Source organism: Cycloclasticus sp. (assembly GCA_040743155.1).
GTDB lineage: Bacteria > Pseudomonadota > Gammaproteobacteria > Methylococcales > Cycloclasticaceae > Cycloclasticus.
In genome coordinates this window covers 2220590-2246138 of sequence record JBFLJU010000001.1, presented here as the reverse complement: position 1 = coordinate 2246138, position 25549 = coordinate 2220590, and the positions used below count along the sequence as shown (strand labels likewise).

Genomic DNA, 25549 nt, shown 5'->3' with positions numbered 1-25549 from the left:
GCGTCGTTTACTTTGGAAGACTGTGGTAAATGATTTTAATCCAGTTTGCTTCGTTAACAAAGCCGCCGCCCCATGCAGTCCATTCACTCGGTAGGCCGCCCAATTGGATGTCTTCTAACGATTCGCCAGTTGCAGCCTTGCTTTGTACAAATGAAGTGGTGGCTTCTAGCATATTGTAGTAAGCCTTAAGCCCTTGTAAATCAGATAAGGCGCCATGGCCAGGAATGACAAGGGCATCGTCTGGCAAGGTCTCAATAATGGCTTTGACGTTGCGGGTTAAACTGAAGGCGTTGCCGCCGGTATCTAAATCAACAAAAGGGAAGATACCGTTAAAAAAGTGGTCGCCTAAATGAGCTACCTTGCTTTTAGGGAAGTAAATAACGCCATCACCGTCGGTGTGACCATTTGGGTAATGTATAAATTGGATATCTTCATCATTAAAATGGATGTTGATAGCGTCTTCAAATGTAATCAGCGGCCATGCTTCTTTGGGGCTGGCAGGCGATTTGCCGAAAAAGTTTTCTTGATCGCTCATTAAACGTTTTCTAACATTGCTGTGTGAAATGATAGTGGCATGCTTGGAAAAGTGAGCGTTGCTGCCGGTGTGATCTCCATGCCAGTGGGTGTTTAGAATAAACCGCAGTTTGCCGGGATTAATTTTTGCTAAGGCCGCGTTGATTTTCTCAGGCATGGGACTAAGCTGGTCATCAATCATCAGAACACCATCTGGACCGGCTGAAACACCGATATTGCCGCCAGAGAAACCACCCACACCTTCGAGCATATAAATATTGCCACGTACATGAGTCGTTTTTAATGAGATTTTAGAAAAGTCTTGGTCTAAAAAACCTGCAAAGCTTTGCGTGCTAAATAAGGCTGTCAAAAGAAATGCGAAAAATTTAGTGTGTAACCGCATGTTTATTCTCCATTAATAAATCCATTTTCAAAGATGTTTTTTCGGGCTGCTGCCCAAGCAGGATAGCACAGCTCAAGCGGCTGTAACCATGTATGTGAATAAAACTATGGTCAGCGGTATGGATTTAAATAAAGGCAGACTTTGTTAAAAAGTTGGCGCTGTGCCAGCTCTATTTTAGAGCTTGAGCAACTAAGCTGTTAAGACGTGACGGTAGCGTCAATTGCAGCGCAGCCTCATGCCCTTGAGGCGACATTTTTCCCCACGTTTTTTGTACGATATCGATTACTTTCTCATCGGGGTATTTGTCGGCGAACGGCTCGAAATAATAGCCTAAGAAGACGAGGCATGAAACATCTTCAAGCGTTTGTGACTCGGCGTTGGTTTTTAGTTTTTTCTTTTGAATAATGCGACTAGCCTGCTCGATTTTTTCGTCGCTATAACCAGACTCACGCATTGCATCGGCCAGTATCTTCGCGTGTAGTTTGGCTAGGTCTGTGCGCCATGTTAAATAGCCTTTTAACCCTTCAGGATAGTCTTTACGAGATAATTTCCAGCGACAAACGTGTTGTGCGTAACAGGCCAGTGTCAGGGAGTCGGAAGCGCCTTTATCAAATGATCGAAGCGTTTCAAGCATGCGTTTGGAGTATAAGGCTTCCCTGTCATCGTGTGGGTCGGCCGCATTTGCTTGGTCGATGAGTTGTATGGTTTTTTCTAATGGGCTGTTCATATTATTCAATGAGTAGTCTTAAAATTTATAGGCGTTACCAAATGAACTTTGTGTTTATACTTATGTCCACGATGTTGGGCATTATGCCTTAGCGATAAGAAAATAAAAAATTATTAATTAAAATAGGGAGAGTTTATGCGAGCGTTGGTGATGTTGTACGGGGTGGTCAGTTATTTTATATTTCTTGCTGTTTTTGTTTATTTTATGGCCTTTGTTGGCGATATATTTGTGCCCATAACCATCTCAAGCGCGGTGGCCGAATATGCGGATAATGCGTTGATGATTAATATCGGCTTGATGCTAATGTGGGGCATCCAGCATAGTGTTATGGCGCGCGGTTGGTTTAAAGAAATGATAGCGTCTGTGGTGCCGCATCAGGTTGAGCGTAGTACCTATGTGTTAGCGTCAGCGATCGTGCTAGCGGCGTTAATGTATTACTGGCAACCGATGGAAGGTATTATTTGGCAAGTGGAAAACCCAATGGCGATTAATGTGCTGTGGGCCTTGTTTGGTTTTGGTTGGGTGCTGATCTTTGCCTCTACCTTTTTAACCGACCATTTTGATCTGTTCGGTTTGCGCCAAACATGGTTGTACTTCGTTAAGAAAACGTACACAGATGTTACGTTTGCTGAAAATTTAGTTTATCGCTGGATTCGTCATCCGATGATGTTGGGCTTGTTGATTGCCTTTTGGGCTCTTCCAACGATGACAGTCGGACATTTAGTGTTCTCAATTGGCATGTCTTTGTACGTATTGATTGGTATTCACTTTGAAGAGAAAGGCTTGGCCAAAGCATTGGGTCAAACATATGTGGATTATCAAAAACGCACCGAGAAGGTTATTCCAAAGGTTTATTAAGTTAAGAACCTAACGGCAAATCAAATTGAAGCCCTTTTTTAAGGGCTTTTTTTTGCGCAAAATTACTGGCTGTTATACCAATAAGTCGAATACCTTGCTTGCCCGCTTTTGTACGTGATAAAAGCTCAGGAACGAGCGCCTGTATTTGTGATAGCTCGGTTATATTGCTTGGGCTGCTATGCGCGCGCGTGGCGGTTTGAAAATCTGAGTACTTTACCTTTAGCGTAATAGTTTTAGCGATAAGGTTGTTTGTTTGTAAATTGCTGAAAACAGTTTCCGCCAGCACGTTAAGCTGGTCAATAAGTTCGTCTATTCCTATAACATCCTGTTTAAAGGTCGTTTCTTTTCCGAGTGATTTGCGAACACGGGTGCTGTGTACAGGGCGATGGTCTACGCCGCGAGCAATGTGGTAGTAGTAATCGCCAGATTTACCAAAATGAGTAGCTAAATCAAGCAAACTTTTTTGCCGTAAGTCAGCACCTACTTTAATACCTAGCTGATGCATCTTTTTTTCAGTAACGGGGCCTACGCCATAGAATTTTCCAATGGGTAAGGAGGCAACAAAACCAGCACCTTGTTCAGGCGTAATCACATAAAGCCCATCGGGTTTGTCCATATCAGAAGCAACCTTGGCCAAAAATTTATTGTATGAAACGCCTGCCGATGCAACCAGGTTCGTTTCAGTTTGAATATCCCGTTTAATGGCTTGGGCAATACGTGTCGCAGAGCCTTCAAACTGCGTGTTTTGGCTGACATCTAAATAAGCCTCATCTAGTGATAAAGGCTCTACATCGGATGCGTAGCGCCAAAAAATCTCACGAATTTTTTTTGAGACCTCTTTATATGCCTCGAAACGCGGTTTCACAAAAATGGCTTGTGGGCAAAGTCGGTAGGCGCGTGAGCATGGCATGGCGGAGTGAATGCCAAATTGGCGAGCTTCATAACTACACGCGGCAACAACGCCTCGGCTATTGGGTTGGCCTCCTACAACGACAGGCTTGCCCTGTAGTTCTGGCTGGTCACGTTGCTCCACTGATGCAAAAAAAGCATCCATGTCGACATGAATTATTTTTCGTTGCTGAGTTGGCATTCTGTTTGTAAATTAACGTCTTGGCTCTATCGGGGGTGGGGCGTTGCAAGTACTCATATTAACACGCTTCCACAGCAGTTGATGGGGCGTTCAAGGCATAAAACTAAAGGCGGCGCTGCAGGTGTAAAAAGTAAAGGAATATTTGATTTACGGCTGTGTTCAATATATTTTATAGTAAATATATTGGTTAAAAACAAGGGGCGCGGGCAGTAGGTTTGTGTTCATAAAATTAAAGGGTAGCGGCCCATTAACATTAAATGGGCAGTAGGATGGGCTCATTTTTTTAAAACAATAGCAAAGGAACGATATGACGAGTTTTAAACCACCTAAAGTCTGGAGCTGGGATATCGACAATGGAGGAAAGTTTGCTAGCATCAATCGACCGATTGCTGGCCCGACGCATGAAAAAGAACTTCCACAGGGGATACACCCGATACAGCTGTATTCATTAGCGACACCTAATGGCATAAAAGTAACCATTCTTTTGGAAGAGTTGCTGGCGCTGGGTTATAGCGAAGCGGAATATGATGCCCACCTAATCACCATTATGGACGGTGAGCAGTTTAGCAGTGGTTTTGTGGGGCTTAACCCAAATTCGAAAATTCCTGCCCTGCTTGATCAAAGTACGTCACCAACAACCCGCGTATTTGAATCTGGTGCAATATTGTTGTATCTGGCTGAAAAGTTCAAGGTATTGGTGCCGCAAGAAGCATCGGCGCGCGCGGAATGCATGTCGTGGTTATTTTGGCAGATGGGGAGCTCGCCCTACCTAGGCGGTGGCTTTGGTCATTTTTATGCTTATGCTCCTGAAAAAATAGAATATTGCATTAATCGTTTTACGATGGAAGTGAAGCGTCAGCTCGATGTATTGGACCGTAACCTTGCTGAGCGTCGTTATTTGTGTGGCGAAGACTACAACATTGCAGATATTGCGGTTTATGCTTGGTATGGCAGTCTAGTGCTGAAGGATTTATACGAGGCAGCAGAGTTTCTTGATGTAAGCAGCTATAAGCACGTCGTTCGTTGGGCAAAAGAAATTCAGGCGCGGCCCGCGGTACAGCGCGGCGAGCGGGTTAATAAAACATGGGGGACAGAGGAAAAACAGTTGCCAGAGCGCCATGATGCTAGTGATTTCTTGTAACTCGATAACAGTTTAGTTGTAGAGGGGTGCCTAAGGGGGCCTCTTGATTTTTTTGCGGCTATGAAATAGAATTCGTCGACTTGGATAAGGAACGTTGCGGCAGGGTTTCCCTGTTAGGCTTATTCAAGATTCATGGTCACAGACCATTTGGCTGAATTGAGGTGACGAATTTATCTCAACGTAGCTAAAGTTTTAACGACGTTCATTATTAACAGGAAACTGAAGTAATGGGCGTTGAGCAAAGAGTGATATCATCACTTTTTACCGTTTTCCGGTAACTCTCTATCCCATGCTCAGTTTCTATTTTTACAAATGGAGCGAATGCCATATGAGCAATAATTTTATTTTTACATCTGAATCGGTGTCCGAGGGGCACCCAGATAAAGTTGCGGATCAAATCTCTGATGCGATGCTAGACGCGTTGTTAACGCAAGACCCCACATCTCGGGTGGCGGTAGAAACCATGGTTAAAACAGGCATGGTTATTTTGGCTGGTGAAGTTACCACCGATGCTTGGGTCGATACCGAAGAACTAGTGCGTAATGTGGTTAAAGAGATTGGCTACGACAAGCCCGAAATTGGTTTTGATTGGCAAAGTTGTGCGGTGCTAAATGCTATTGGTAAACAGTCGCATGATATTGCAATCGGTGTGGACGACAGCGACGACCACGAGCAAGGTGCGGGAGATCAAGGGCTGATGTTTGGTTATGCCTGTGATGAAACGGACGTGCTGATGCCCGCCCCTATTACCTATTCACACCGTTTAGTTGAGCGACAAGCATTGTTGCGTAAAAACGGCACTCTACCTTGGTTACGGCCCGATGCTAAAAGCCAATTAACGCTGCGCTATGAAAATGATAAGCCGGTGGCGGTTGAAGCAGTGGTTTTATCAACCCAGCATTCGCCTGATATCAGTGAAGCAAACCTGAGAGAAGCTGTGATTGAAGAAATCATAAAGCCTGTATTGCCGACCGAATGGTTTGATAGTTGTTTAGCCGAAAATATTCATATTAACCCAACCGGACAATTCATTATCGGCGGCCCTGTGGGTGATTGTGGCTTAACCGGTCGTAAAATTATTGTAGATACTTACGGTGGCATGGCGCGTCATGGTGGCGGCGCTTTTTCAGGCAAAGACCCCAGCAAAGTGGATCGATCTGCGGCGTATATGAGTCGATATGTTGCTAAAAACATCATTGCGGCGGGTTTGGCGAAACGCTGTGAAATACAAGTTTCATACGCAATTGGGGTAGCAAAGCCCACCTCTATCAGTGTTGAAACCTTTGGTACAGGCGCGATAGATAATGACTTAATCGCTAAGTTAGTCGATGAGCACTTTGACTTACGCCCTAAAGCCTTGATCGCAGAACTTGATTTAAAACGCCCCATTTATCAACAAACAGCAGCATACGGGCATTTTGGCCGTGAACTAGCTGATTTCACATGGGAAAAAACAGATAAAGCCGAGCTGCTACGTGATGCAGCCGGTATTTAATTTAAGGAGAGTAGACAGATGAGTTTTACAGATTATAAAGTGGCCGATTTATCGTTGGCCGAATGGGGTCATAAAGAAATAGCCATTGCCGAGGTGGAAATGCCTGGCCTTATGGCCTTGCAAGATGAGTTTGCAGCCAGCAAGCCATTAAAGGGCGCACGTGTGGCCGGTAGCTTACACATGACCATTCAAACGGCGGTACTCATTAAAACCCTAGTGGCTCTGGGTGCAGAAGTGCGCTGGTGTTCTTGTAATATCTACTCAACGCAAGATCATGCCGCCGCTGCGATTGCCGATTTAGGTGTTCCGGTGTTTGCTTGGAAAGGCGAAACCATTGAAGAGTACTGGTGGTGTACCGAAAAAATGATGACATGGCCAGAAGGCCAGCAAGCCAATATGATCCTTGATGATGGCGGTGATGCAACGTTATTGCTTCACAAAGGTGTTGAATTTGAAAAAGCAGGCGCAGTGCCCGATGCACAAGAAGGCGACAACGAAGAATGGGTAGCTATCCTTGAAGTATTGAGCCGTAACTTACCTATTGCGCCAACTAGATGGCAGGATATGGCGGCTAGCGTAAAAGGTGTGACAGAAGAAACAACAACAGGCGTACACCGTTTATACCAAATGCAAGAAGCGGGTGAATTACTGTTCCCAGCAATGAACGTGAATGATTCGGTTACAAAAAGCAAATTCGATAACTTATACGGTTGCCGTGAGTCTTTATTAGACGGTATTAAACGCGCAACTGATGTGATGATCGCTGGCAAGATTGCCATCGTTATTGGTTATGGCGATGTGGGCAAAGGTTGTGCGCAAGCGTTCAAAGGCATGGGTGCAACGGTTTGGGTGACAGAAATTGATCCAATTTGTGCATTGCAGGCGGCGATGGAAGGCTATCGCGTGGTGCGTATGGATGAAGTCGCAAATCAAGGCGATATCTTTGTTACAACAACCGGTAACTTAGGCGTGATTAACCACGACCATATGGCGGCGATGAAAAATGAAGCGATTGTTTGTAATATTGGGCATTTTGACTCAGAAATTGATATTGCATCATTGGAGCAATACGAATGGGAAGAAGTGAAGCCGCAAGTGGATCACATTATTTTCCCTGATGGAAAACGCATCACGTTATTGGCTAAAGGCCGCTTAGTGAACTTAGGTTGTGCAACGGGACATCCAAGTTTTGTGATGTCAGCATCTTTTACCAACCAAGTGATGGCGCAAATGGAATTCTTCAGCAATGGCGATACCTACAAAAATGAAGTGTATGTGTTACCAAAAACCTTGGACGAAAAAGTCGCGCGTTTACATTTAGAGAAAATAGGCGTTAATTTGACTGAGCTTTCACAAGAGCAGGCAGACTACATTAATGTGCCAGTTGACGGCCCTTATAAACCAAACCACTACCGTTATTAAAAGATGGCATTAGAATCACATCAACCGATAAGCTTTGAGTTCTTCCCGCCTAAAACAGAAGAAGGCAGAGAAAAACTATTAAAGGTTAGTCAGACGCTGGGACAGCTTGCCCCAGCGTACTTTTCCGTTACCTTTGGCGCTGGCGGTAGCACCCAGCAAGGCACGATAAACACTGTTTTAGATTTAAAAAAACAGGGTTTTTCAGCGGCGCCGCATTTGTCTTGCGTCGGCTCTACCAAAGAAAATATTCGTGACATATTGGCGAACTACAAGCAACAGGGCATAGGCCGTATTGTCGCCTTACGTGGAGATATTCCTTCAGGTACGTTGGATGTAGGCGAGTTCCGTTATGCCAATGAGTTAGTGCGCTTTATCCGTGAAGAAACGGGCGATCATTTTCATATAGAAGTGGCGGCGTATCCAGAAATTCATCCGCAAGCAGGCAGTGCGCAAATTGATCTGGCCAACTTTAAACAAAAAGTAGAGGCCGGTGCTAATGGCGCTATTACGCAATATTTTTTCAACTTTGAAGCATACATACGTTTTGTGGAAGATTGCGATAAAATGGGCGTAAATGTTCCAATCGTGCCGGGAATTATGCCGATAACGAACTATTCGCAGTTGGCAAGGTTCTCCGATATGTGTGGTGCGGAAATCCCGCGCTGGATTCGTAAACGTTTGGAAGGTTTTGCAGATGACCGTGAATCCATCAAAGCGTTTGGTGCGGATGTGGTGAGCGAGCTATGCCAGTCATTGCTTGATTATGGTTGTCCTGGGCTACACTTTTACAGTATGAATCAGGCTGAAGCGAGTTTGCTTATTTGTCGTAATTTAGGAATTGAAAACGCATGAGTGAGAAACAAGAAATAGCCTGCGCTATTTACAAAACTAAAAAGCGTGACGGTTTATATTTGTACGTGAAAGAGCAAGATGAGTTTTCAGATGTGCCGGATGAAGTTATGCAGCAATTCCCAGCGCCTGAGCATGTGTTCGATTTGGAGTTGTCGGCCAGCAGACCGTTGGCGCGTGAAGATGTTTTGCTGGTGATTAAAAATTTGCAAACACAAGGTTTCCATTTGCAAATGCCGCCTAAAACTGAGGATCCGATTGACACCATTACGTTACCGGATAGCCTTCACGGCTAAACATGCGCATTTCACGCCTATTTGTTGAGCAAACGTTGGCTGAACATGCATCCATTACTTTAGAGTCGGATGCGGCGCATTATTTACGCAATGTGTTGCGCTTGAAAAAAGGCTTTCAGCTAACCATATTTAATGGCGAAGGCGGCGAATATTCGGCGACAATCAATGAAGTTAGCCGAAAACTAGTGAGTTTGACGATAGGTGAGTGGGGTGAGGTGAATTTAGAATCGCCATTAGCCATTGAGCTAGGTTTAAGTGTATCGCGTGGTGAGCGTATGGATGTGGCGATTCAGAAAGCCACTGAACTTGGGGTGGCTGTTATTACCCCCGTTATAACGCAGCATTGCGTCGTTAAATTAACGGAGGAACGGCGGCTACAGCGTCATCAACATTGGCAGAATATTGTCTATAGAGCCTGTGAACAATGTGGCCGTAATGTCCCTCCAACATTGAATATAACCGCCGATTTAGCGCAATGGCTAGACAGTGACTTACCGTCCAGTCGCATTATCTTCGAGCCGGGAAAAACCGACACCTTGAAAAACTATGCAAAGCCGGATGGAAACGTCGTTGTGTTGATTGGCCCAGAAGGTGGATTTTCAGAGCAAGAAGTTGTTGAGGCGCAAGATACCGGCTTTAGTGCGCTAGGCTTTGGGCCAAGAGTGGTGCGTAATGAAACCGCTGCTATTGCCTCAATAGCGGCAATGCAAGTACTTTGGGGTGATATGGGGTAAACATTCAGTGTTAATATAAACGCTAATAGATCGTTGCCTAAGGACAGCTCTTTTGTCAAAGGCCTTAATTATATTTAACTCTGGAGTAGCAGATGCGCTTAGGCGTCGTAATGGATCCGATCGGATCGATCAATATTAAAAAAGACACTACATTTTCCATGCTGTTAGAGGCTCAAAGCCGTGGCTGGGAATTGTTTTACATGGAGCCACAAGACCTCTACCTGCTCGACGGGCAAGCAAAAGCGCTGTGTAAACCGTTGACGCTTCAGCGTAATGAGCATAGCTGGTTTGATTTGGCCGATGCTGTCGACCAGCCTTTGAGTGAGCTGGATGCGATTCTTATGCGCGTCGATCCACCGTTCGATATGGATTATATCTACACGACGTATGTGTTGGAGCGGGCCGAGACAGCGGGCGTATTGGTGGTGAACAAGCCGCAATCGTTACGAGATGCGAATGAAAAGTTGTTTACTGCATGGTTTCCTCAGTGTTGCTCGCCAACCTTGGTCACTTCGCAAACGCAGCGGATTAAGGGTTTTTTATCTGAGCACGGCGACATTATTGTTAAGCCGCTAGATGGCATGGGTGGTGCGTCTATTTTCCGTTTAAAGAAACAAGATCATAATTTGGGTGTGGTGTTAGAAACCATGACGGATCACGGTCGTAAATTAACGATGGCGCAGCGCTACTTGCCAGAAATTAAGCAGGGCGATAAACGTATTCTGATTATTAATGGTAAGCCGGTGCCTTATGGTCTGGCTCGTATTCCTGCCGAAGGTGAAACGCGTGGTAATCTCGCCGCAGGTGGAACGGGTGAGGGGCGTGAGCTAACAGAGAGGGAATATTGGCTTTGTGAGCAAATTGGTCCCACACTGGTTGAAAAAGGCTTGATGTTTGTCGGCTTAGATGTGATTGGCGACTACATAACCGAAATTAACGTGACCAGCCCAACCTGCGTACAAGAATTAGATAATTTATATGGCTTAAATATCAGTGGCTTACTAATGGATAGTATTGAGGAAAAAATAGCACAACGGTGACTTCGTCGACCATTTCTACTGGGGATCGATTGGGTTTAACGCTTTTTATGGCGGGCATTGTGCACGCCCTGATTATTTTAGGCGTCAGTTTCGATATTGATATGTCGCGCTCGGTGAGTAAGGCGCTGGAAATTGTGTTGGTAAAAACAGCCGATAAAGAGCGGCCCGATGAGGCGGATTTTTTAGCCCAAGAAGATCAAGTGGGAAGCGGGGAGGCCGAAGAAAAGGCAATCAATCAGCAGCAAGCGGCACCTCAGCCCAGAAAACGTTCGGCCATCTCGGAATCGGATAAAGAGCAAGAAGCAAAGGCCCAAGCGCAGAAGGTATTGCTGCAAGCGGAAGCGGAAGTAGCGATTGATGCGAGTAATAAAAAAGTGCCTAAGGAAAGCGAGGCGTTAACAACCGCCGATCTGTTACGGCAAAGCGAAGAAATTGCCAAGCTTCAGGCAGAAATTAATGAAGCAATCACTAGTTATTCACGGCGGCCACGGAAATTACACATTAACTCGATTAATGCGCATAAATATAAAGCGGCCAGTTATGAAGCGGCTTGGCAGCGAAAAATTGAGCGGGTGGGTAATTTGAATTACCCCGGCGAGGTGCGACGGAAAAGGTTGTCTGGTACATTGGTGATGAGCGTTGAGTTGTATGCAGATGGAAATTTAAAGAAAATCATTATTAATCGCCGTTCAGGGCATAAAATTATTGATGATGCTGCGATCAATATTGTTAAACTGTCAGCACCATTTGCCCCGCTTCCGGTTGATTTACAGAAAGATATCGATATTTTAGTGATCACGCGAACATGGCAATTTTTAAACGAAGGCTCCTTACGAACTCGATAAGAGCAAAAAGTATATGCGATGAATAAAAAAAGCTATTTAAGTAACAACTTCTTGATTGCGATGCCCGGCATGCAAGGCGATGATTTCTCGAAATCAGTCACTTACTTGTGTCAGCATGATGGAGAGGGCGCGTTAGGAATTGTGATTAACAAGCCTCATACCATGACAATGAGCGTTATTTTTAATCAGCTATCGATTACGGCGATTAGACCCGAAGTGGCTGAAATTCCTTTGTTTATGGGCGGCCCTGTACAGCCAGAGCGAGGCTTTGTTTTACATACGCCTGTTGGTAACTGGGATTCTACATTACTGGTGAATGATGAATTTGCGCTTACCAGCTCAAAAGATATTTTAGAAGCGATAGCCGAAGACAAGGGGCCTGAAAAATGGCTTGTAGCGCTGGGCTATGCAGGTTGGGGTGCAGGGCAGCTGGAGCAAGAAATTCAACACAATTCATGGCTTCACGGTCAGGCCGAGCAACATATTATTTTTGACGAGCCAGTAGCGCAACGCTGGGAACTGGCGGCGCATAGAATTGGCGTTGATATTGCTTTGATGAGTTCAGACTCTGGGCATTGTTAATGGCGGTTTGTTTAGGCTTTGATTATGGCGTAAAAAAGATAGGTGTGGCCGTTGGTGATACGGAGACAAATATAGCTAACGCCTTAACAACAGTTCGAGCGGTTAATCAAAAAACAGGCTGGAGCGAGATAACGAAAATTATTGATACGTGGCAACCAGTAAAAATGATCGTCGGTATTTCACGCCAAGAAGACGGCAGCGACAATGAGGTGACGCCCAAAATGACACGTTTTGCGCGTCAGTTAGAGGGGCGATATCGCTGTTCGGTCGAACTATTTGATGAGGCATTAACGACCTTTGAAGCCAAGCAAATATTGTTTGATGAAGTTCAAGTCAGCGCAAATAAGTTGTGGGAAGTGCAAGACCAAGTAGCCGCTCAGCTTATTTTACAAAGTTGGCTAAATACACAACAACATAGTAATTAAACATGGATAAAGAATTAACCGCGATAGATATTGATGCGGTCATCGAAACAATGGCCGACGATTTGGCTCGCTATATTAAGCGAAACAATATGGTCGACCCTCTAATGATAGGTGTTCACACCGGTGGGCTTTGGGTGGCAGAAAAGCTGCACCAACAGCTTGGGCTCGCTAAGCCGTTGGGTGAGATTGACATCTCATTCTATCGCGATGACTTCACCCGTATCGGCTTGAACCCGCAGGTGAAACCCAGTCATATTCCCGGTGACGTTGAAAGTGAGCATATTATTTTGGTTGATGATGTGCTGTTTACAGGCCGAACTATTCGCGCAGCACTGAATGAGATTTTTGATTATGGTCGGCCCGATAGCGTTACGTTGGCCGTTTTAGTAGATCGTGGTTCGCGAGAACTACCACTTCATGCCGATATAGTGGGCTTGAAACTGGATTTATCACCCGAAAAGCAGGTAAAATTGACCGGACCGGCGCCTTTAGCGCTAGAAACTAACCGGAATTGACTGATATGAGCTCTAGCAAGCAACCTGCTAGTACGTCCTTCAAAGCACCCGATAGTTCCCGTTTACAGCTTGATGAACAGGGACGGCTCCGCCATTTTTTAACGACCGAAAGCCTATCCAAAGAAATCTTAACTGAGATCATGGATGTGGCTGAATCTTTTTCGAGCGTTGGCAATCAGGCGGTTAAAAAGGTTCCTGTGTTACGTGGGAAAACGATTGTTAACTTGTTTTTCGAGAACAGTACACGGACACGAACGACCTTTGACTTAGCGGCGAAACGGCTATCGGCGGACGTTATTAATTTAAATATTGCGACATCTGCAGCATCAAAAGGCGAAAGTGTTTTAGACACGATTCGTACACTAGAGGCGATGCATGCGGATATGTTTGTGGTGCGCCATTCAGACAGTGGTGCTGCTCACTTTATTGCAGGTAATGTTGCGCCACACGTAAGTGTTATCAACGCCGGTGATGGAAGCCATGCACACCCAACTCAAGCGATGCTCGATATGTTTACTATTCGGCGAGTAAAGAAAGACTTTGCGGATTTAAAAGTGGCTATTATTGGCGATATTTTGCATTCACGAGTTGCCCGTTCCCAAATTCATGCGCTAAATACCTTGGGGACGAAAGAAGTTCGAGTGATCGCGCCAAAAACATTATTACCGAGTGATACCGATTCTCTAGGTGTTCACGTGTATGGTGATCTGCGCACAGGGCTAAAGGATGTGGATGTGATTATCATGTTGCGCTTGCAACGTGAAAGAATGGGCGGGGCTTTGTTGCCGAGTGAGCACGAATATTTTGAATGCTTTGGCTTAACTGAAGAAAAGTTGGAATACGCCAAACCGGATGTCATGGTGATGCACCCAGGCCCGATTAATCGAGGTGTGGAGATGGAGGCGGCGGTAGCGGATGGTCCACATTCGGTTATTTTGCAGCAGGTGACGAACGGGATTGCCGTTCGGATGGCGGTGATGACGCTTACTCTAGGTCAAAATAGGGCCGCTAGCTAAGATGAATATACTCATTAAGAATGGCCGAATTATTGATCCGGCAAACGCGCAGGATACTCGTCAGAACGTCTATATTGCTGACGGTAAAATTCAGCAAATTGGTGAACCACCAGAAGGCTTCTCAGCAGAGCTGACGATAGATGCGAGCAATAAACTGGTTATGCCCGGTTTCGTGGATTTAAACGCGAGTTTAAGGGAGCCCGGTTACGAACATAAAGCGACGATTGATAGTGAAACAAAAGCTGCGGCAGCAGCGGGGTATACGGCAGTTTGTTGTTTGCCTAATACCCAACCCGTTTTAGATACGCCATCGGTTGCGCAATTGATTTTAGATAAAGCAGAGTCGGCAGGTTATGCGAAGGTGTTACCGTTGGCTGCCTTAACGGTTGGTTTGGAAGGGAAAACGCTCAGTGAGCTGTATGCCCTAAAACAGGTGGGTTGTGTTGCAGCTTGCCAAGCGCCGAATAGTAATATCAGCAATCAGGTGCTGAGGCGCGCGCTGCAATATGCCAGCACCTACGACATTTTAGTCATGCTCAAGCCGGAAGATTTAGCGATAAAAGATGATGGCTGCATCCATGATGGTGCGATTAGTTCGAAATTGGGGCTGCCCGGTATACCCACATCAGCTGAAACAGTTGCGATTGCGCAGATTCTTGAATTAGCAGAAGAAACAGATGCTCGCGTTCATCTAACCGGCGTGTCGTCGGCTAGGTCTGTGACCATGATTGCTCGGGCGCAATTCAATAACAAAAGAATTAGCGCAGATGTTCACGCGCATCAGCTGTATTTAACGGAATTAGATGTTGGGACCTTTGATGCGAATTACCACACCTCTCCCCCTTTACGCGCGGCTGAAGATAGAGATGCGCTCATTGCGGGTGTAGCAAAAGGCGTTTTTAGTGTCAGCTCTGGTCACCGGCCACATGAGGATGAAGCAAAACAGGCACCTTTTCCATCAACGCAGTCGGGCATTTCAAGTTTAGAAACGGTGTTGCCTATTATGCTTAGCTTAGTTGATGATGGCTTGCTTGATTTGTCACAACTGGTTAGCCGTTTATCTTGTGCGCCGGCTAAGGCGTTGGGATTAGATACGGCTGGTTTATCCAGTCAGTCAGCAGCAAATATTTGCATAGTTGACCCGAATGAAACATGGCTTGTTAATGAAGATAATTGGCACAGCCGTGGCATGAACACGCCCTTTTTAGGGCATCAAATGAAAGGCAAAGTAACGCATACATTGGTTAATGGCCGCTTAGTTTTCGAGAAATAATGCAAGAAAATAGTAGAAACACCATCTTTATAGAAGAGGCAGAAATTTTAGCGCAGCACGCGTTTGAAGAGCGCCAATTTGTTTTAAGGTTGCGCGCGCCAAAGTGTGCGGCAACGGCGGAGCCGGGACAATTTGCGCATATTCAATGCGACCCCCAGCGATTAATGCGACGGCCGTTATCCATTATGCGAGTGTCGGCCGCGGAAGGCTGGGTAGACTTTTTATACAAAGCAGTGGGTGAAGGCACGGCGCTGTTGGCTAAACGACAAGTGGGTGAGCGCGTTAGCGTAATGGGGCCCATTGGACGTCCATTTGAGCTGGATAAAAGCCGACCAAAAGCCTTGTTATTGGGTGGCGGTGTGGGGATTCCACCGATGATTTGTTTGTCAGAATTGATTAAAAACGGGCATAAGAACATTAACCCAGTGGTCTTTATGGGTTCAGAAGTGCCGTTCCCGTTTGAGCGCGAAAAGTCTAAGTTATTGATTAATGGTATTGCCGACACGGTGAGTGATGGTCTGCCGTTACTTGAAGAGTGGAATATCCCCAGTAGGTTAGCGAGCCTGCAAAATTATAGCGGCGTGTATCAGGGTTACATTACCGATCTTGCGCGTGATTGGTTAAATGCGTTAAGTGATGCAGAGCGTTCGCAAGTAGTAATATACTCTTGCGGCCCTACGCCTATGTTGAAGGCAGTTGCAGCTTTAGCGAAAGAATTTAATCTTCCGTGTCAGGTGTCGCTTGAAGAATACATGGCGTGTGCGGTGGGCGGCTGCGCAGGCTGTGTAGTTAAAGTCACTACGGAAGCTGGCGAAGTAATGAGGCGTGTTTGCGTAGACGGCCCTGTTTTTGATGCGGAAACGGTATTTGCTTGAGGTTTGTCTGGCTCGCTCTACTGGTAGCCTATAGCGCGTTTATATTTTATTTATCAGGTCAGCCGTCATTACCTGTGCCGGCGTTATTTCCCCACCAAGATAAGTTACTGCATGCAGCAGCCTATGGCTTATTGGCTTTCTTAGCGATCAATTGTTTTAAGTGTCAACGTCTTACATTTAATGCTGCTTTAGTTTTGTCATTTTTATTTTGTGCGCTGTATGGCATGAGTGATGAATGGCACCAGTCATTTATAGATGGTCGTCAGGCAGATATTTTAGATTGGTTGGCGGACTGTATGGGGGCGCTATTGCTCTTGATAAGCCTCAAAGTGCTTCAAAAAAATGATTTTATATTGAAGGCGAAGGCTGGAAAGGTGTTTTGAATACTCTGAAAATAAAACGCCCCTACTATATGAAAACTAATAATACCTACTAGACTTAGCTTACTACGGAAATTTTTCGGGAAGGGGAGTTAGTTATGAAAGGTACGCTGGCAAGCAGGTTTAATTTATTAACGGTGGTGGCCTTTGTTGTTGTGCTGTTGGTGCTCTTTGGAGTGCGTTTAATGGGCAAGGTAACGGACTTTGCATATTACGAGCGCTTACACGTTGTGTCTGTCACCTTGCTAGTTAATGAACTGGAAAAGCCAATGGCGAGCCGTCAAGCACTTCGGCAAAATCTTAAGATGGCGGCCGAACAGCCCGTTAATGTTCGCGAGGCAATTGTTGAGATAGAGAAAGTTCTTTTTAGACTCTTAGGGCAAGGATACTTATTAGATATTGCTGAAGAAGACGGAAAAGACCTAGGGAAGGTGGCGGAATATCTAAATGGCTCTTCAGCGGAACATTTATCTGCCTCAGAGATATTGGGGATGGGGGAGTTGATGGAGCCTGTGCGCAAAAATACAGAACTTTTTGGTTCTGGACTTCGAAATGCAGCTGCTTTTGTCAAAGTAGTTGTCAATCTACTGGTGATGCTCAGTATAGGTTTTTTAATATGGATGGTCTTCAGTATTAGGCAAGCTACTTTGCCGCCGCTAGTGCAAATTTCAAGCTCATTAAAGAAAATCTCTGTAGGTGATTTAACGACTAAAATCGATGATAGCGGTATGGGTGAAATTCGAGACATGCAGCACTCGGTTGTTGATATGCTCAAAGGCTTACGTCATCTAATAGAAGGGATTTCATCGGTTGAAGTTGAGTTGACAACAGCGATTGCAGCATCGACAGATAGTGGTGAGCAAATGAAGCTGGGTGTGATTAGCCAGAAACAAGAAGCAGTTAATTTGGCGGACTCGATTAGTGACATAGATAGTACTACTGCAGAAGTTGCTGAAGCCTCATCAGCGGCCGAGTCTTCGGCGAATGACGGCGTGGCATCTGGCCACAGTGCGCAGGCTGTTGTAGAAGATGCTGGTCAGTCAATTAATGCTCTAGCCAATGATGTTCAAGAATCTGTTGATGCGATTCATAAGATAGAAAAAGACAGTGAGGATATTGTGGAGGTGACCCATATGATTCAAGGGATTACCGAGCAAACAAATTTATTGGCATTAAATGCAGCTATAGAAGCGGCTCGTGCTGGCGAGCATGGGCGCGGTTTTGCGGTGGTAGCGGATGAGGTAAGAACATTAGCGCAAAGGACTCAGACGTCTACTCAAGATATACAAAGCATGATCGAAAAACTACAAAAGAACACTAAGCTAGCTGTTACTGTTATGGAGCGAAGCCATCACCGGGCAGAGGACAGTGTGGACAAGGCGAGTCAAGTAGGCGTTGAAATATCGAAAATAGTGACTTCAGTTGGTAGCGTTAAAAACTTAAATCAGAAAATATCCGAGGCAGCAGCGAAGCAGGTGCTAGCGATTAGTAACATTAGTAGCAATGGTGAAAGAATAAGCCATGTAGCTCAAAATTCTGACCTTGGGAGTAAGCGAATAGCTGAATCAAATGGGACGGTACGGCTTTTATCGCAGAAACTAGAAAAGATGGTGAGAGCCTTTAAATTGTAATGACCTATACAGGTACATTATTTGTCCGCCTTTTGCCCCCAGACGCTTTTTTGTGTAGCAATATATAACGCTTCAACTTTTTTCCGTGCCCAAGGAGTTTTTCGTAAAAATTTCAGACTAGATTTAACAGAAGGCTCGCTGGTAAAACAACGAATATTAATTTGTTGGCCTAAGCGTTCCCAGCCGTAATGTTCGACAAGGTTTAACACTATTTTTTCCAAGGTAATGCCGTGTAAAGGGTCTTTGTTCGTATTTTTGTTCATTTTGATGTTAATGGCTTTCAAACTGGGGGGTTAATACGCGCTTTATATATAGCGAGAATCATTATTTAATGTTGCTCGCTGTATAAAAGTTATGCAGAAAGAAGAGAATAAATCATAATTGCATTTAACGCACATCAAAATAGGAATAATCGGTGACTTTCGAAAACTCAAGGATGAATAATATAGTCGTTTTAGGCACGTTGGCCGCGATTTTTATTTTAGGTTTATTTTTACGTTTCGGTGTTTTAGCCGGAACAGTTGTTGATACGCCGGTGCGAGCGGATGCTAGGAAGTATGTTACCTACGCTTATAATTTGAGCCACTTTGATGTCTATTCGGGGCAAAGACTAGGAACCTCTAGTTTGGATTCTAAGCCTAAGCCGGACGCGGTTATTACACCTGGGTACCCGGTTTATTTAAGTTTGTTTTTTGATAAAGAAGGTCCGATTATGTGGGATCAATTGAAAAGTTCACTACAGGTACAAACTTTTTTAAGTGGCTTGTGCGTTATATTTATTTTCTATATTTTTTCCCCGATTTTAGGTCATTGGCCGAGTCTAGGTGTTGCACTACTAACTGCGATGAGTCCACATTTAATAGTGGCCAATGTGTATTTGTTAACAGAAACCTTATTCCTTTTCCTGATGGTTTTATGGTTGTTTTTATTGCGAGTCATAAAAAATGGAAATTCTTCCATGGCATTAGTTGTTTTATGTGGCGTATTTTTGGCAATGGCATCTCTGACTCGTTCGTGGATCCAATACTTCATCATCTTTTTGGGGCCATTTATTTTTTACGTGGTGAGAAAAGAAGACAGAGTGAAAGTCGTAGGCGGTCTAGTGGCTGGGTTTGTTGCGGTTTTCTTGATTTGGGCGATTAGGAATTCAATCAGCACAGGGGGTGGAGATGACTCCTTGATGCTTGCAACGTTACATCACGGAATGTACCCCGGTATGATGTACGAGATGGAATTAAAATCTTTTGGCTTTCCGTATCGTTTTGACCCTGAGGCAGCATTCATAACGCAATCGATGGTTAATTTCTTTGATGTTTTATGGAGAAGGGCTTCTGAAGAGCCATGGCGATACTTTAGCTGGTATTTATGGGGTAAAGCATCGATGGTAATGTCGTGGGACATAATAGCTGGGTTTGGCGACGTTTTTATTTACCCTATAACAAAGACGCCTTATCAAGAGGCGGGGGTTTTTCGTTGGACTCACTCTGTAATGTATTACTTGCATGCACCGTTAACGTGGATGGCTGTATTCGGCGCGTTAATGGCTTGGTTTCCATCTAAGTTGAAGGTTGTGGGAAATAACGTTTGGTTGATTAGAGCGATTTCACTTTTATTTATCTATTTCATAGCCATTCATATGGTGGCAGCGCCATTCCCTAGGTACTCCATTCCAATGAGGCCTGTTATGTATGGTTTAGCGATATACTTTGTTGCAGATATTTGGCAAAGGAGCAAATATGTCAGATGTCGCGTAAAAAGATTAACTAATCGCTAAGGTCAAATTCCTGTAAAGGTGTTTTTGGTATATTGCCAGTGTCGAAATTTATTGAATCTAACAGCATCTGAAAGCCAAGAATTATGGGGAGTACGGCGAGCATGACTGTGCCAGTTGAGGCTTCCCTCATTTGTTGAAGAGATTCTAACCAATGGACCCCGCCCCAAAGTGTACCAAATAGGATTAGAATAAATGCGAGTACAAGTTCTAGCGACGCACGGTTAAAGTCCCGCAAAAAGTAATTGTAAAAAACGCGTTTTATAAAGGCTTGGCAATACAGTTTTGGAAAGCTCTTAAGCGTAGCCTTAACATTTAAATTACTTTCCTCTTGGCCGTATTTTGCTTGCATCGGTATATCCATAACAACGGCCCTTATTGTACCTAAGCGGAAAAGCATATCGCTTTCAAAGAAGTAGCCAGAGTTGATCTTATTTAGTGGTAGAAGTGATAGGGCATTTTTATGAATGGCAGTAAAACCGTTGGTTGGGTCCATAATGTTCCAATAACCACTGGATGCCTTATTTATAAACGACAATGTGGCATTGCCAAGTTTACGAATAGTGGGCATTGAGGTTAATGACTCAAGAGTAAAGAAGCGATTTCCTTTGGTGTAATCTGCGCGCTTCTCGATAATGGGTTGGATTAACCTTGAAATAAGGGAAGGGTCCATCTGGCCATCACCGTCTAGTTTAACAATGATGTCACAGCCCTCAGCTAATGCTCTTTTGTACCCCGAGATAACTGCCCCACCAACGCCTTTGTTTGTTTTATGCGTAATAACAGATATACGTGTATCAGAAACAACCGATGTTACATGCGAACCGGATGATTGGGGGCAAGCATCATCAATTACGTAAACTTTATTTACGATCTCAGGAATCGCTTCAATGACGCCTTCAATATGATTCTTAACCTTATAACAAGGGATGACGACAGCAATCTTATAAATAGTCATGAGTTCAGTTTACTGCAATGGCTAAACCAGCAACAATAATACATCCGCCAATTAAACTAGAAATAGAAAGCGGTTCGTCTAAGGCAAAGTATGAAAGTATGGGGACAATAATAAAGGCAAGGGCCATGAAGGGGTAAGCAAGCGAAAGAGGCATTTTGCTCAGTGCCCATACCCACAGAAAGGTGGCGAAGCCATAGATAACTAAGGCGCTAAGCAAGTATTTGTTAACGGCGAAAGAAAGCAAAGAGCCAGGTGAGATAACTGAAGGAAAAGAGTCGGATGCTAATTTAAAAAGTAGTTGCCCAAGTGATAACAAAGTGACGCAGGCAAGTAATAAAAGGAAATTGAAAGAATTCATTTTAACGCCACTCTAAGGGATACATGCTTTTTAAGAACCCAGTCTAGCAAGCCTAGCGTAAGAAAACTATATTGATGCTTCAATTGCTTCTTGCGCAAAAAGCCAAGTTTCTTCGGCAATTTCTAGTTCTTTATCGACCTGCCTTTTTTGTTCTAATAAGGTATTTAATTTAGTACTTTGGTCTGCGGAGTACAAGGCATTATCGGCTAATAACTCTTCTAATTGCTGTTGTTTGGCGCAGATCTTATCAAGCTGCTTTTCCGCTTTCTTTAATGCATCACGGAGTGGTTTTTGTTGCTGTCTTTTTTTGGCTGCTTGTTGTTTACGTTCTTTGCCTGAAGCAAGCTTGCTGCTGTCTTTGGAGTTACTCTCAGTGCTTTTTGACTCATTTTTAACCCAGTCGGCATAGTCATCTAAGTCGCCGTCGAAGAGCGTTACTTTTTTGTTTGATACCAGTAAGAATTGGTCAGTGATGGTGCGTAATAAGTGACGATCGTGGGAGACGATAATCATCGCGCCAGTAAAGTCTTGCAGTGCCGAGCTTAAGGCATGACGCATTTCTATATCGAGATGATTAGTCGGCTCATCGAGTAGTAATAAGTTGGGTTTCTGATAGACGAGTATGGCGAGTACTAATCGAGCCTTTTCCCCACCCGAAAAAGGGGCGACGGCTTCTAGGGTTTTGTCACCATGAAAGCCGAAACCGCCGAGGAAGTTTCTTAAATCGCGCTCGGTAGCCTTTTTGTCTAGCCGTTGCAGGTGCAGCAGGGGTGATGCGGTTGGATCAAGCTGTTCTAGTTGGTGTTGTGCGAAATAGCCGATGTTGAGGCTTTCAGCAGCGCTTACGGTGCCGTTACTGGGGCTGCTCTGGCCTGCCAATAGTTTGATAAGCGTTGACTTGCCTGCACCATTGGGGCCCAACAAGGCGAGCCGGTCGCCTGGTTTGATGGATAACGACACGCTATCTAATATGAGCTTGTCATCGTAGGCAAGCGTTGCCTTTTCAACTTTAATTAGCGGGTTTGAGACGCGGCTGGGTTTAAAAAATTCAAAGTGGAACGGCGAATCAATATGCGCGGCAGAAATGAGTTCCATTCGTTGAAGTGCTTTTAAACGGCTTTGTGCCTGCTTAGCCTTGGTGGCTTTTGCTTTGAAACGGTCAACGAAACTTTGCATGTGAGCGCGTTCTTTTTGTTGTCGCTCATAATTTGATTGTTGCTGCGCTAAGCGTTCAGCTCTGGCTCGTTCAAATTGTGAATAATTGCCGGTGTATAGCAGAGCATTTTGCTGTTCAATGTGTAGCACATGACCGACCACAGCATCTAAGAAATCTCGGTCATGCGAGATCAGTAATAAGGTGCCAGCGTAATTTTGTAGCCACTCTTGCAGCCAAATGACGGCGTCTAAATCTAAGTGATTGGTCGGTTCGTCTAGTAGTAGTAAATCAGAGCGGCACATGAGTGCTTTGGCCAAGTTTAATCGAACCCGCCAACCGCCAGAAAAAGTCGATACTGGATTGGTTAATTCTGCCGCTTTAAAGCCCAAGCCGCTTAACAAAATAGCGGCGCGGGAATTTGCCGTATAGCCGTGAATTGTTTCTAATTCTGCATACAGTTCTGCGCTACGGTGGCCGTCGTTTTGTTGCTCAGCTTGCGCGAGTTTTGCTTGAATATCTCGTAATTCGGCGTCGCCATCAATAACAAATTCAAGAGCGGCTTGCTCAGTTGCTGCTAGCTCTTGCGCGACGTGTGCAATGATAAAACCCGATTGAATCGAAAAGTCACCGGTATCTGCATGTAGCTCATCACGTACCATGGCAAACAAGCTGGATTTTCCGCAACCATTCGCGCCGCTGATGCCTACGCGCTGCCCGGAATAGACGGTAAAGGACAGGTTTTCAAATAAAAGCTTGGCTCCTCGTCGAAGCGATACATTAGTTAACGTCAGCATGTGGTGTTCGTTGGGTGGGTAGACGAGAGATTATACCCAAAGGGCATCAGCTTGGTTTGAGTGAATTAGACGCTAGTTGTTTAATTTAACGTCAGAGGCCGAGTTTGTCGGTCTTTCGTTTATGCGATAATTGATCTTTTAACATCAACTGTTTGGATCCATGAGTCGCGCACAATCAATTCTACAATCTACCTTTGGCTATGACACTTTTCGTGAACCGCAAGGTGAGATTATCAATGAGCTAGAAAATGGCCGTGACGCATTTGTTTTGATGCCAACGGGTGGCGGTAAGTCGTTGTGTTATCAAATTCCAGCCTTATTACGAGACGGTACGGCGATTGTTGTTTCGCCATTGATTGCGTTGATGCAAGACCAAGTGAGCGCTCTAAATGAATTAGGCATAAAGGCGGCGTATTTAAATTCAACGCTTAAAGTGGGTGAAGCAAGACGGGTTGAGCAACAATTGTTGGCGGGCGAGCTAGAGCTATTGTACGTGGCGCCAGAGCGATTATTGAACGAAGCTATGTTGTCGTTGCTGGAACGCTGCCAACTCGCGTTGTTTGCCATCGATGAGGCACACTGTGTGTCGCAATGGGGGCACGACTTTAGGCCGGAATATCAAAAACTACGCATTCTTCACGAACGTTTTCCTAATGTTCCACGCATCGCTTTAACAGCAACGGCGGATCAGCGAACACGCGATGAAATTATTGCGCAATTACAGTTAGAAAAAGCGCGAGTTTTTATTAATAGCTTTGACCGGCCGAATATCCACTACGCGATTTCAGAAGGCAATAATCCAAAATCAAGAATGTGGCGCTTCTTACAAGAAAAGCACGCCAGTGATGCAGGCATCGTGTATTGCTTATCACGTAAAAAAGTGGAAGCAACGGCTGAGTGGTTGTGTGAGCAGGGTCGTGTTGCCTTGCCTTATCATGCGGGCTTGCCACAAGAAGTTAGACAAACAAATCAGCAGCGCTTCTTGCGTGAAGACGGCGTTATCATCGTTGCAACCATTGCCTTTGGTATGGGTATTGATAAGCCGGATGTGCGTTTCGTGGCGCACCTGAGTTTGCCTAAAAGCATTGAGGCGTATTACCAAGAAACGGGGCGAGCAGGCCGTGATGGTGAACCGGCAAATGCGTGGATGGCGTATGGCTTGCAGGATGTTCTAACCCTGCGCCAGTTTCTACAAAACTCCAATGCCGATGCGGCGCATAAGCGAGTTGAACACCATAAATTAGAATCAATGCTTGGACTTTGTGAGTTAATCGCGTGTCGGCGGCAAGCCTTGCTGGGTTATTTTGATGAGCGTTTGGATGAAGCCTGCGGTGAGTGTGATAACTGTGTTTCACCGCCTGAGAAATGGGATGGTAGCGAAGCGGCGCAAAAGGTGTTATCGACCGTTTACCGAACGGGTCAGCGCTTTGGGGTGAATTACATCATTGATGTGCTAAATGGCAAAGTGGATGAACGAATTCAGCATAATAGCCATGATCAGTTAAGCACGTTTGGGATAGGTAAAGAGTTCTCGGTGATGGAATGGCGTACGATCTTTAGGCAACTGATTGCGTTGGGCTATATCAATGTGGACGCCGAACGTCATGGTGCCTTAATGCTAACAGAAAAATGCCGACCTGTTTTGCGCGGCGAGCAAACACTAGAGCTCAGAAAGCAAAGCAAAGAAGAAGCACTGAGCAACGAGAAAAAGAAGAAAAGTCCAGTACGCCCTCAAGACGAGCCGTTGTGGGAGGCACTGCGTGGTTTACGGATGCGTTTAGCAGAGGAAGCAGGTGTGCCACCCTATGTCATTTTTCATGATGCGACGTTGCAAGAAATGGTTAAAAAACGGCCTATTTCATCATCAGACTTGCGGTATATTTCAGGTGTGGGCGATCAAAAAATCAAGCGCTACGGTAAAGTGTTCTTAGCAGAAATTGTAAAATACCCGTTGGCAGAACTATTAAATAATCGTCTAAGCGCAACCGTTAACGAAACCTTATTGTTGTACCAAGAGGGATTGAGTGTTGAGGCGATTGCCAAGCAGCGAGACATTAAGGACAGCAGTGTTTATAGCCATTTAGCCGATGCGATTGAAGCGGGGCTGCTGGATGTTCGTGAGGTGCTGGAGCTTGATGACAGTGAATATCAAGAAGTCGTGATGATGATTGAATCACTGGAAGACGAAAGCAAAGGGCGCATCAAGCCCATTTATGAAGCCTTAGATGAAGAGTATGACTACGGGGTAATTAAATGTGTGATGGGCTCTATATAGCTTGAGCTCATTAACTTTTTCATCGTATTGCAAAGATGCAGGCCACAAGCTTAAGCCGAAAAATGAAGCCCAGCGTGGCAATTAAATAATGTCTAATTGCTGTGAGGGCTTATTTTTTTGTATGGTG

General features: G+C 44.9%; 27 protein-coding genes. 19 read left to right on the top strand and 8 right to left on the bottom strand.

All coding sequences use genetic code 11. The features are described 5' to 3' along the window. Positions 1-7: 7 nt before the first annotated feature. On the bottom strand, positions 8-916 hold the full coding sequence (locus tag AB1Y31_10780; protein ID MEW4983660.1) for an MBL fold metallo-hydrolase: 909 nt from the start codon (positions 914-916) through the stop codon (positions 8-10). A gap of 169 nt (positions 917-1085) precedes the next feature. Further along, the gene (locus tag AB1Y31_10775) at positions 1086-1643 is read right to left on the bottom strand and encodes a DUF4202 domain-containing protein (GenBank protein ID MEW4983659.1); all 558 of its coding nucleotides are present in this window, start codon (positions 1641-1643) and stop codon (positions 1086-1088) included. Positions 1644-1778: 135 nt separating this feature from the next. Here AB1Y31_10775 and mddA point away from each other — a divergent pair, with 135 nt between their 5' ends. Continuing rightward, complete coding sequence (gene mddA, locus AB1Y31_10770) at positions 1779-2501, top strand: methanethiol S-methyltransferase (protein ID MEW4983658.1); 723 nt, start codon at positions 1779-1781, stop codon at positions 2499-2501. 1 nt (position 2502) lies between these two features. Here the strand turns inward: mddA and dinB are convergent, their stop codons facing one another. Next, positions 2503-3591, bottom strand: coding sequence for a DNA polymerase IV (gene dinB, locus AB1Y31_10765; GenBank protein MEW4983657.1), 1089 nt, complete (start codon positions 3589-3591; stop codon positions 2503-2505). 307 nt (positions 3592-3898) lie between these two features. On the opposite strand from dinB, the gene yghU reads away from it, so the two are divergent. The 7 genes from yghU to gshB all read left to right on the top strand — a co-directional run bounded on the left by yghU (position 3899) and on the right by gshB (position 10568). Beyond that, entirely contained in the window at positions 3899-4732 is an 834-nt protein-coding gene (yghU, locus tag AB1Y31_10760) for a glutathione-dependent disulfide-bond oxidoreductase (GenBank protein MEW4983656.1), read from the top strand. A 328-nt stretch (positions 4733-5060) separates the two neighbouring features. Continuing rightward, complete coding sequence (metK, locus tag AB1Y31_10755) at positions 5061-6227, top strand: methionine adenosyltransferase (protein ID MEW4983655.1); 1167 nt, start codon at positions 5061-5063, stop codon at positions 6225-6227. An 18-nt stretch (positions 6228-6245) separates the two neighbouring features. Further along, the gene (ahcY, locus tag AB1Y31_10750; GenBank protein ID MEW4983654.1) at positions 6246-7649 is read left to right on the top strand and encodes an adenosylhomocysteinase; all 1404 of its coding nucleotides are present in this window, start codon (positions 6246-6248) and stop codon (positions 7647-7649) included. Between the two features lie 3 nt (positions 7650-7652). Next, complete coding sequence (gene metF, locus AB1Y31_10745) at positions 7653-8501, top strand: methylenetetrahydrofolate reductase [NAD(P)H] (GenBank protein ID MEW4983653.1); 849 nt, start codon at positions 7653-7655, stop codon at positions 8499-8501. Beyond that, positions 8498-8794: a YcgL domain-containing protein gene (locus tag AB1Y31_10740; protein ID MEW4983652.1), complete on the top strand. Its 297-nt coding sequence runs from the start codon at positions 8498-8500 to the stop codon at positions 8792-8794. Before metF ends, AB1Y31_10740 begins: the two co-directional genes overlap by 4 nt. 2 nt (positions 8795-8796) lie before the next feature. Then, on the top strand, positions 8797-9528 hold the full coding sequence (locus AB1Y31_10735) for a 16S rRNA (uracil(1498)-N(3))-methyltransferase (GenBank protein MEW4983651.1): 732 nt from the start codon (positions 8797-8799) through the stop codon (positions 9526-9528). A gap of 92 nt (positions 9529-9620) precedes the next feature. Beyond that, a complete protein-coding gene (gene gshB, locus AB1Y31_10730; protein ID MEW4983650.1) occupies positions 9621-10568 on the top strand; it encodes a glutathione synthase in 948 nt (315 codons plus the stop codon). 253 nt (positions 10569-10821) lie between these two features. Here the strand turns inward: gshB and AB1Y31_10725 are convergent, their stop codons facing one another. Beyond that, complete coding sequence (locus AB1Y31_10725) at positions 10822-11007, bottom strand: Vmc-like lipoprotein signal peptide domain-containing protein (protein MEW4983649.1); 186 nt, start codon at positions 11005-11007, stop codon at positions 10822-10824. On the opposite strand from AB1Y31_10725, the gene AB1Y31_10720 reads away from it, so the two are divergent. The 9 genes from AB1Y31_10720 (at position 10943) to AB1Y31_10680 (ending at position 18110) form a co-directional block, all read left to right on the top strand. Next, the gene (locus tag AB1Y31_10720) at positions 10943-11413 is read left to right on the top strand and encodes a TonB family protein (protein MEW4983648.1); all 471 of its coding nucleotides are present in this window, start codon (positions 10943-10945) and stop codon (positions 11411-11413) included. The genes AB1Y31_10725 and AB1Y31_10720 overlap by 65 nt on opposite strands. A gap of 18 nt (positions 11414-11431) precedes the next feature. Further along, positions 11432-11995 (top strand): YqgE/AlgH family protein, encoded by a 564-nt coding sequence (locus AB1Y31_10715; GenBank protein ID MEW4983647.1) that lies wholly within the window; start codon positions 11432-11434, stop codon positions 11993-11995. After that, entirely contained in the window at positions 11995-12420 is a 426-nt protein-coding gene (ruvX, locus tag AB1Y31_10710; protein ID MEW4983646.1) for a Holliday junction resolvase RuvX, read from the top strand. Before AB1Y31_10715 ends, ruvX begins: the two co-directional genes overlap by 1 nt. 2 nt (positions 12421-12422) lie before the next feature. Continuing rightward, positions 12423-12935 (top strand): bifunctional pyr operon transcriptional regulator/uracil phosphoribosyltransferase PyrR, encoded by a 513-nt coding sequence (gene pyrR / locus AB1Y31_10705; protein ID MEW4983645.1) that lies wholly within the window; start codon positions 12423-12425, stop codon positions 12933-12935. 5 nt (positions 12936-12940) lie between these two features. After that, on the top strand, positions 12941-13951 hold the full coding sequence (locus AB1Y31_10700; protein MEW4983644.1) for an aspartate carbamoyltransferase catalytic subunit: 1011 nt from the start codon (positions 12941-12943) through the stop codon (positions 13949-13951). A 1-nt stretch (position 13952) separates the two neighbouring features. Continuing rightward, positions 13953-15224: a dihydroorotase gene (locus AB1Y31_10695; GenBank protein MEW4983643.1), complete on the top strand. Its 1272-nt coding sequence runs from the start codon at positions 13953-13955 to the stop codon at positions 15222-15224. Continuing rightward, a complete protein-coding gene (locus AB1Y31_10690) occupies positions 15224-16099 on the top strand; it encodes a dihydroorotate dehydrogenase electron transfer subunit (GenBank protein ID MEW4983642.1) in 876 nt (291 codons plus the stop codon). The genes AB1Y31_10695 and AB1Y31_10690 overlap by 1 nt, the downstream gene beginning before the upstream one ends. Continuing rightward, entirely contained in the window at positions 16096-16482 is a 387-nt protein-coding gene (locus AB1Y31_10685; protein ID MEW4983641.1) for a VanZ family protein, read from the top strand. The genes AB1Y31_10690 and AB1Y31_10685 overlap by 4 nt, the downstream gene beginning before the upstream one ends. Before the next feature lie 95 nt (positions 16483-16577). Next, entirely contained in the window at positions 16578-18110 is a 1533-nt protein-coding gene (locus tag AB1Y31_10680; protein MEW4983640.1) for a methyl-accepting chemotaxis protein, read from the top strand. A 17-nt stretch (positions 18111-18127) separates the two neighbouring features. Here the strand turns inward: AB1Y31_10680 and AB1Y31_10675 are convergent, their stop codons facing one another. Continuing rightward, complete coding sequence (locus AB1Y31_10675) at positions 18128-18373, bottom strand: VF530 family protein (GenBank protein MEW4983639.1); 246 nt, start codon at positions 18371-18373, stop codon at positions 18128-18130. A 152-nt stretch (positions 18374-18525) separates the two neighbouring features. Here AB1Y31_10675 and AB1Y31_10670 point away from each other — a divergent pair, with 152 nt between their 5' ends. After that, the gene (locus AB1Y31_10670) at positions 18526-19884 is read left to right on the top strand and encodes a hypothetical protein (protein ID MEW4983638.1); all 1359 of its coding nucleotides are present in this window, start codon (positions 18526-18528) and stop codon (positions 19882-19884) included. Here the strand turns inward: AB1Y31_10670 and AB1Y31_10665 are convergent. From AB1Y31_10665 to AB1Y31_10655, 3 genes are all read right to left on the bottom strand, one after another. After that, on the bottom strand, positions 19874-20839 hold the full coding sequence (locus AB1Y31_10665; GenBank protein MEW4983637.1) for a glycosyltransferase family 2 protein: 966 nt from the start codon (positions 20837-20839) through the stop codon (positions 19874-19876). The two genes, AB1Y31_10670 and AB1Y31_10665, sit on opposite strands and share 11 nt — an antisense overlap. A gap of 4 nt (positions 20840-20843) precedes the next feature. Further along, positions 20844-21197 (bottom strand): EamA family transporter, encoded by a 354-nt coding sequence (locus tag AB1Y31_10660; protein MEW4983636.1) that lies wholly within the window; start codon positions 21195-21197, stop codon positions 20844-20846. A 66-nt stretch (positions 21198-21263) separates the two neighbouring features. Continuing rightward, positions 21264-23147, bottom strand: coding sequence for an ATP-binding cassette domain-containing protein (locus AB1Y31_10655; protein ID MEW4983635.1), 1884 nt, complete (start codon positions 23145-23147; stop codon positions 21264-21266). Positions 23148-23307: 160 nt separating this feature from the next. Between AB1Y31_10655 and recQ the strand changes: the two genes are divergently transcribed. After that, complete coding sequence (recQ, locus tag AB1Y31_10650; protein MEW4983634.1) at positions 23308-25422, top strand: DNA helicase RecQ; 2115 nt, start codon at positions 23308-23310, stop codon at positions 25420-25422. Positions 25423-25549 lie beyond the last annotated feature (127 nt).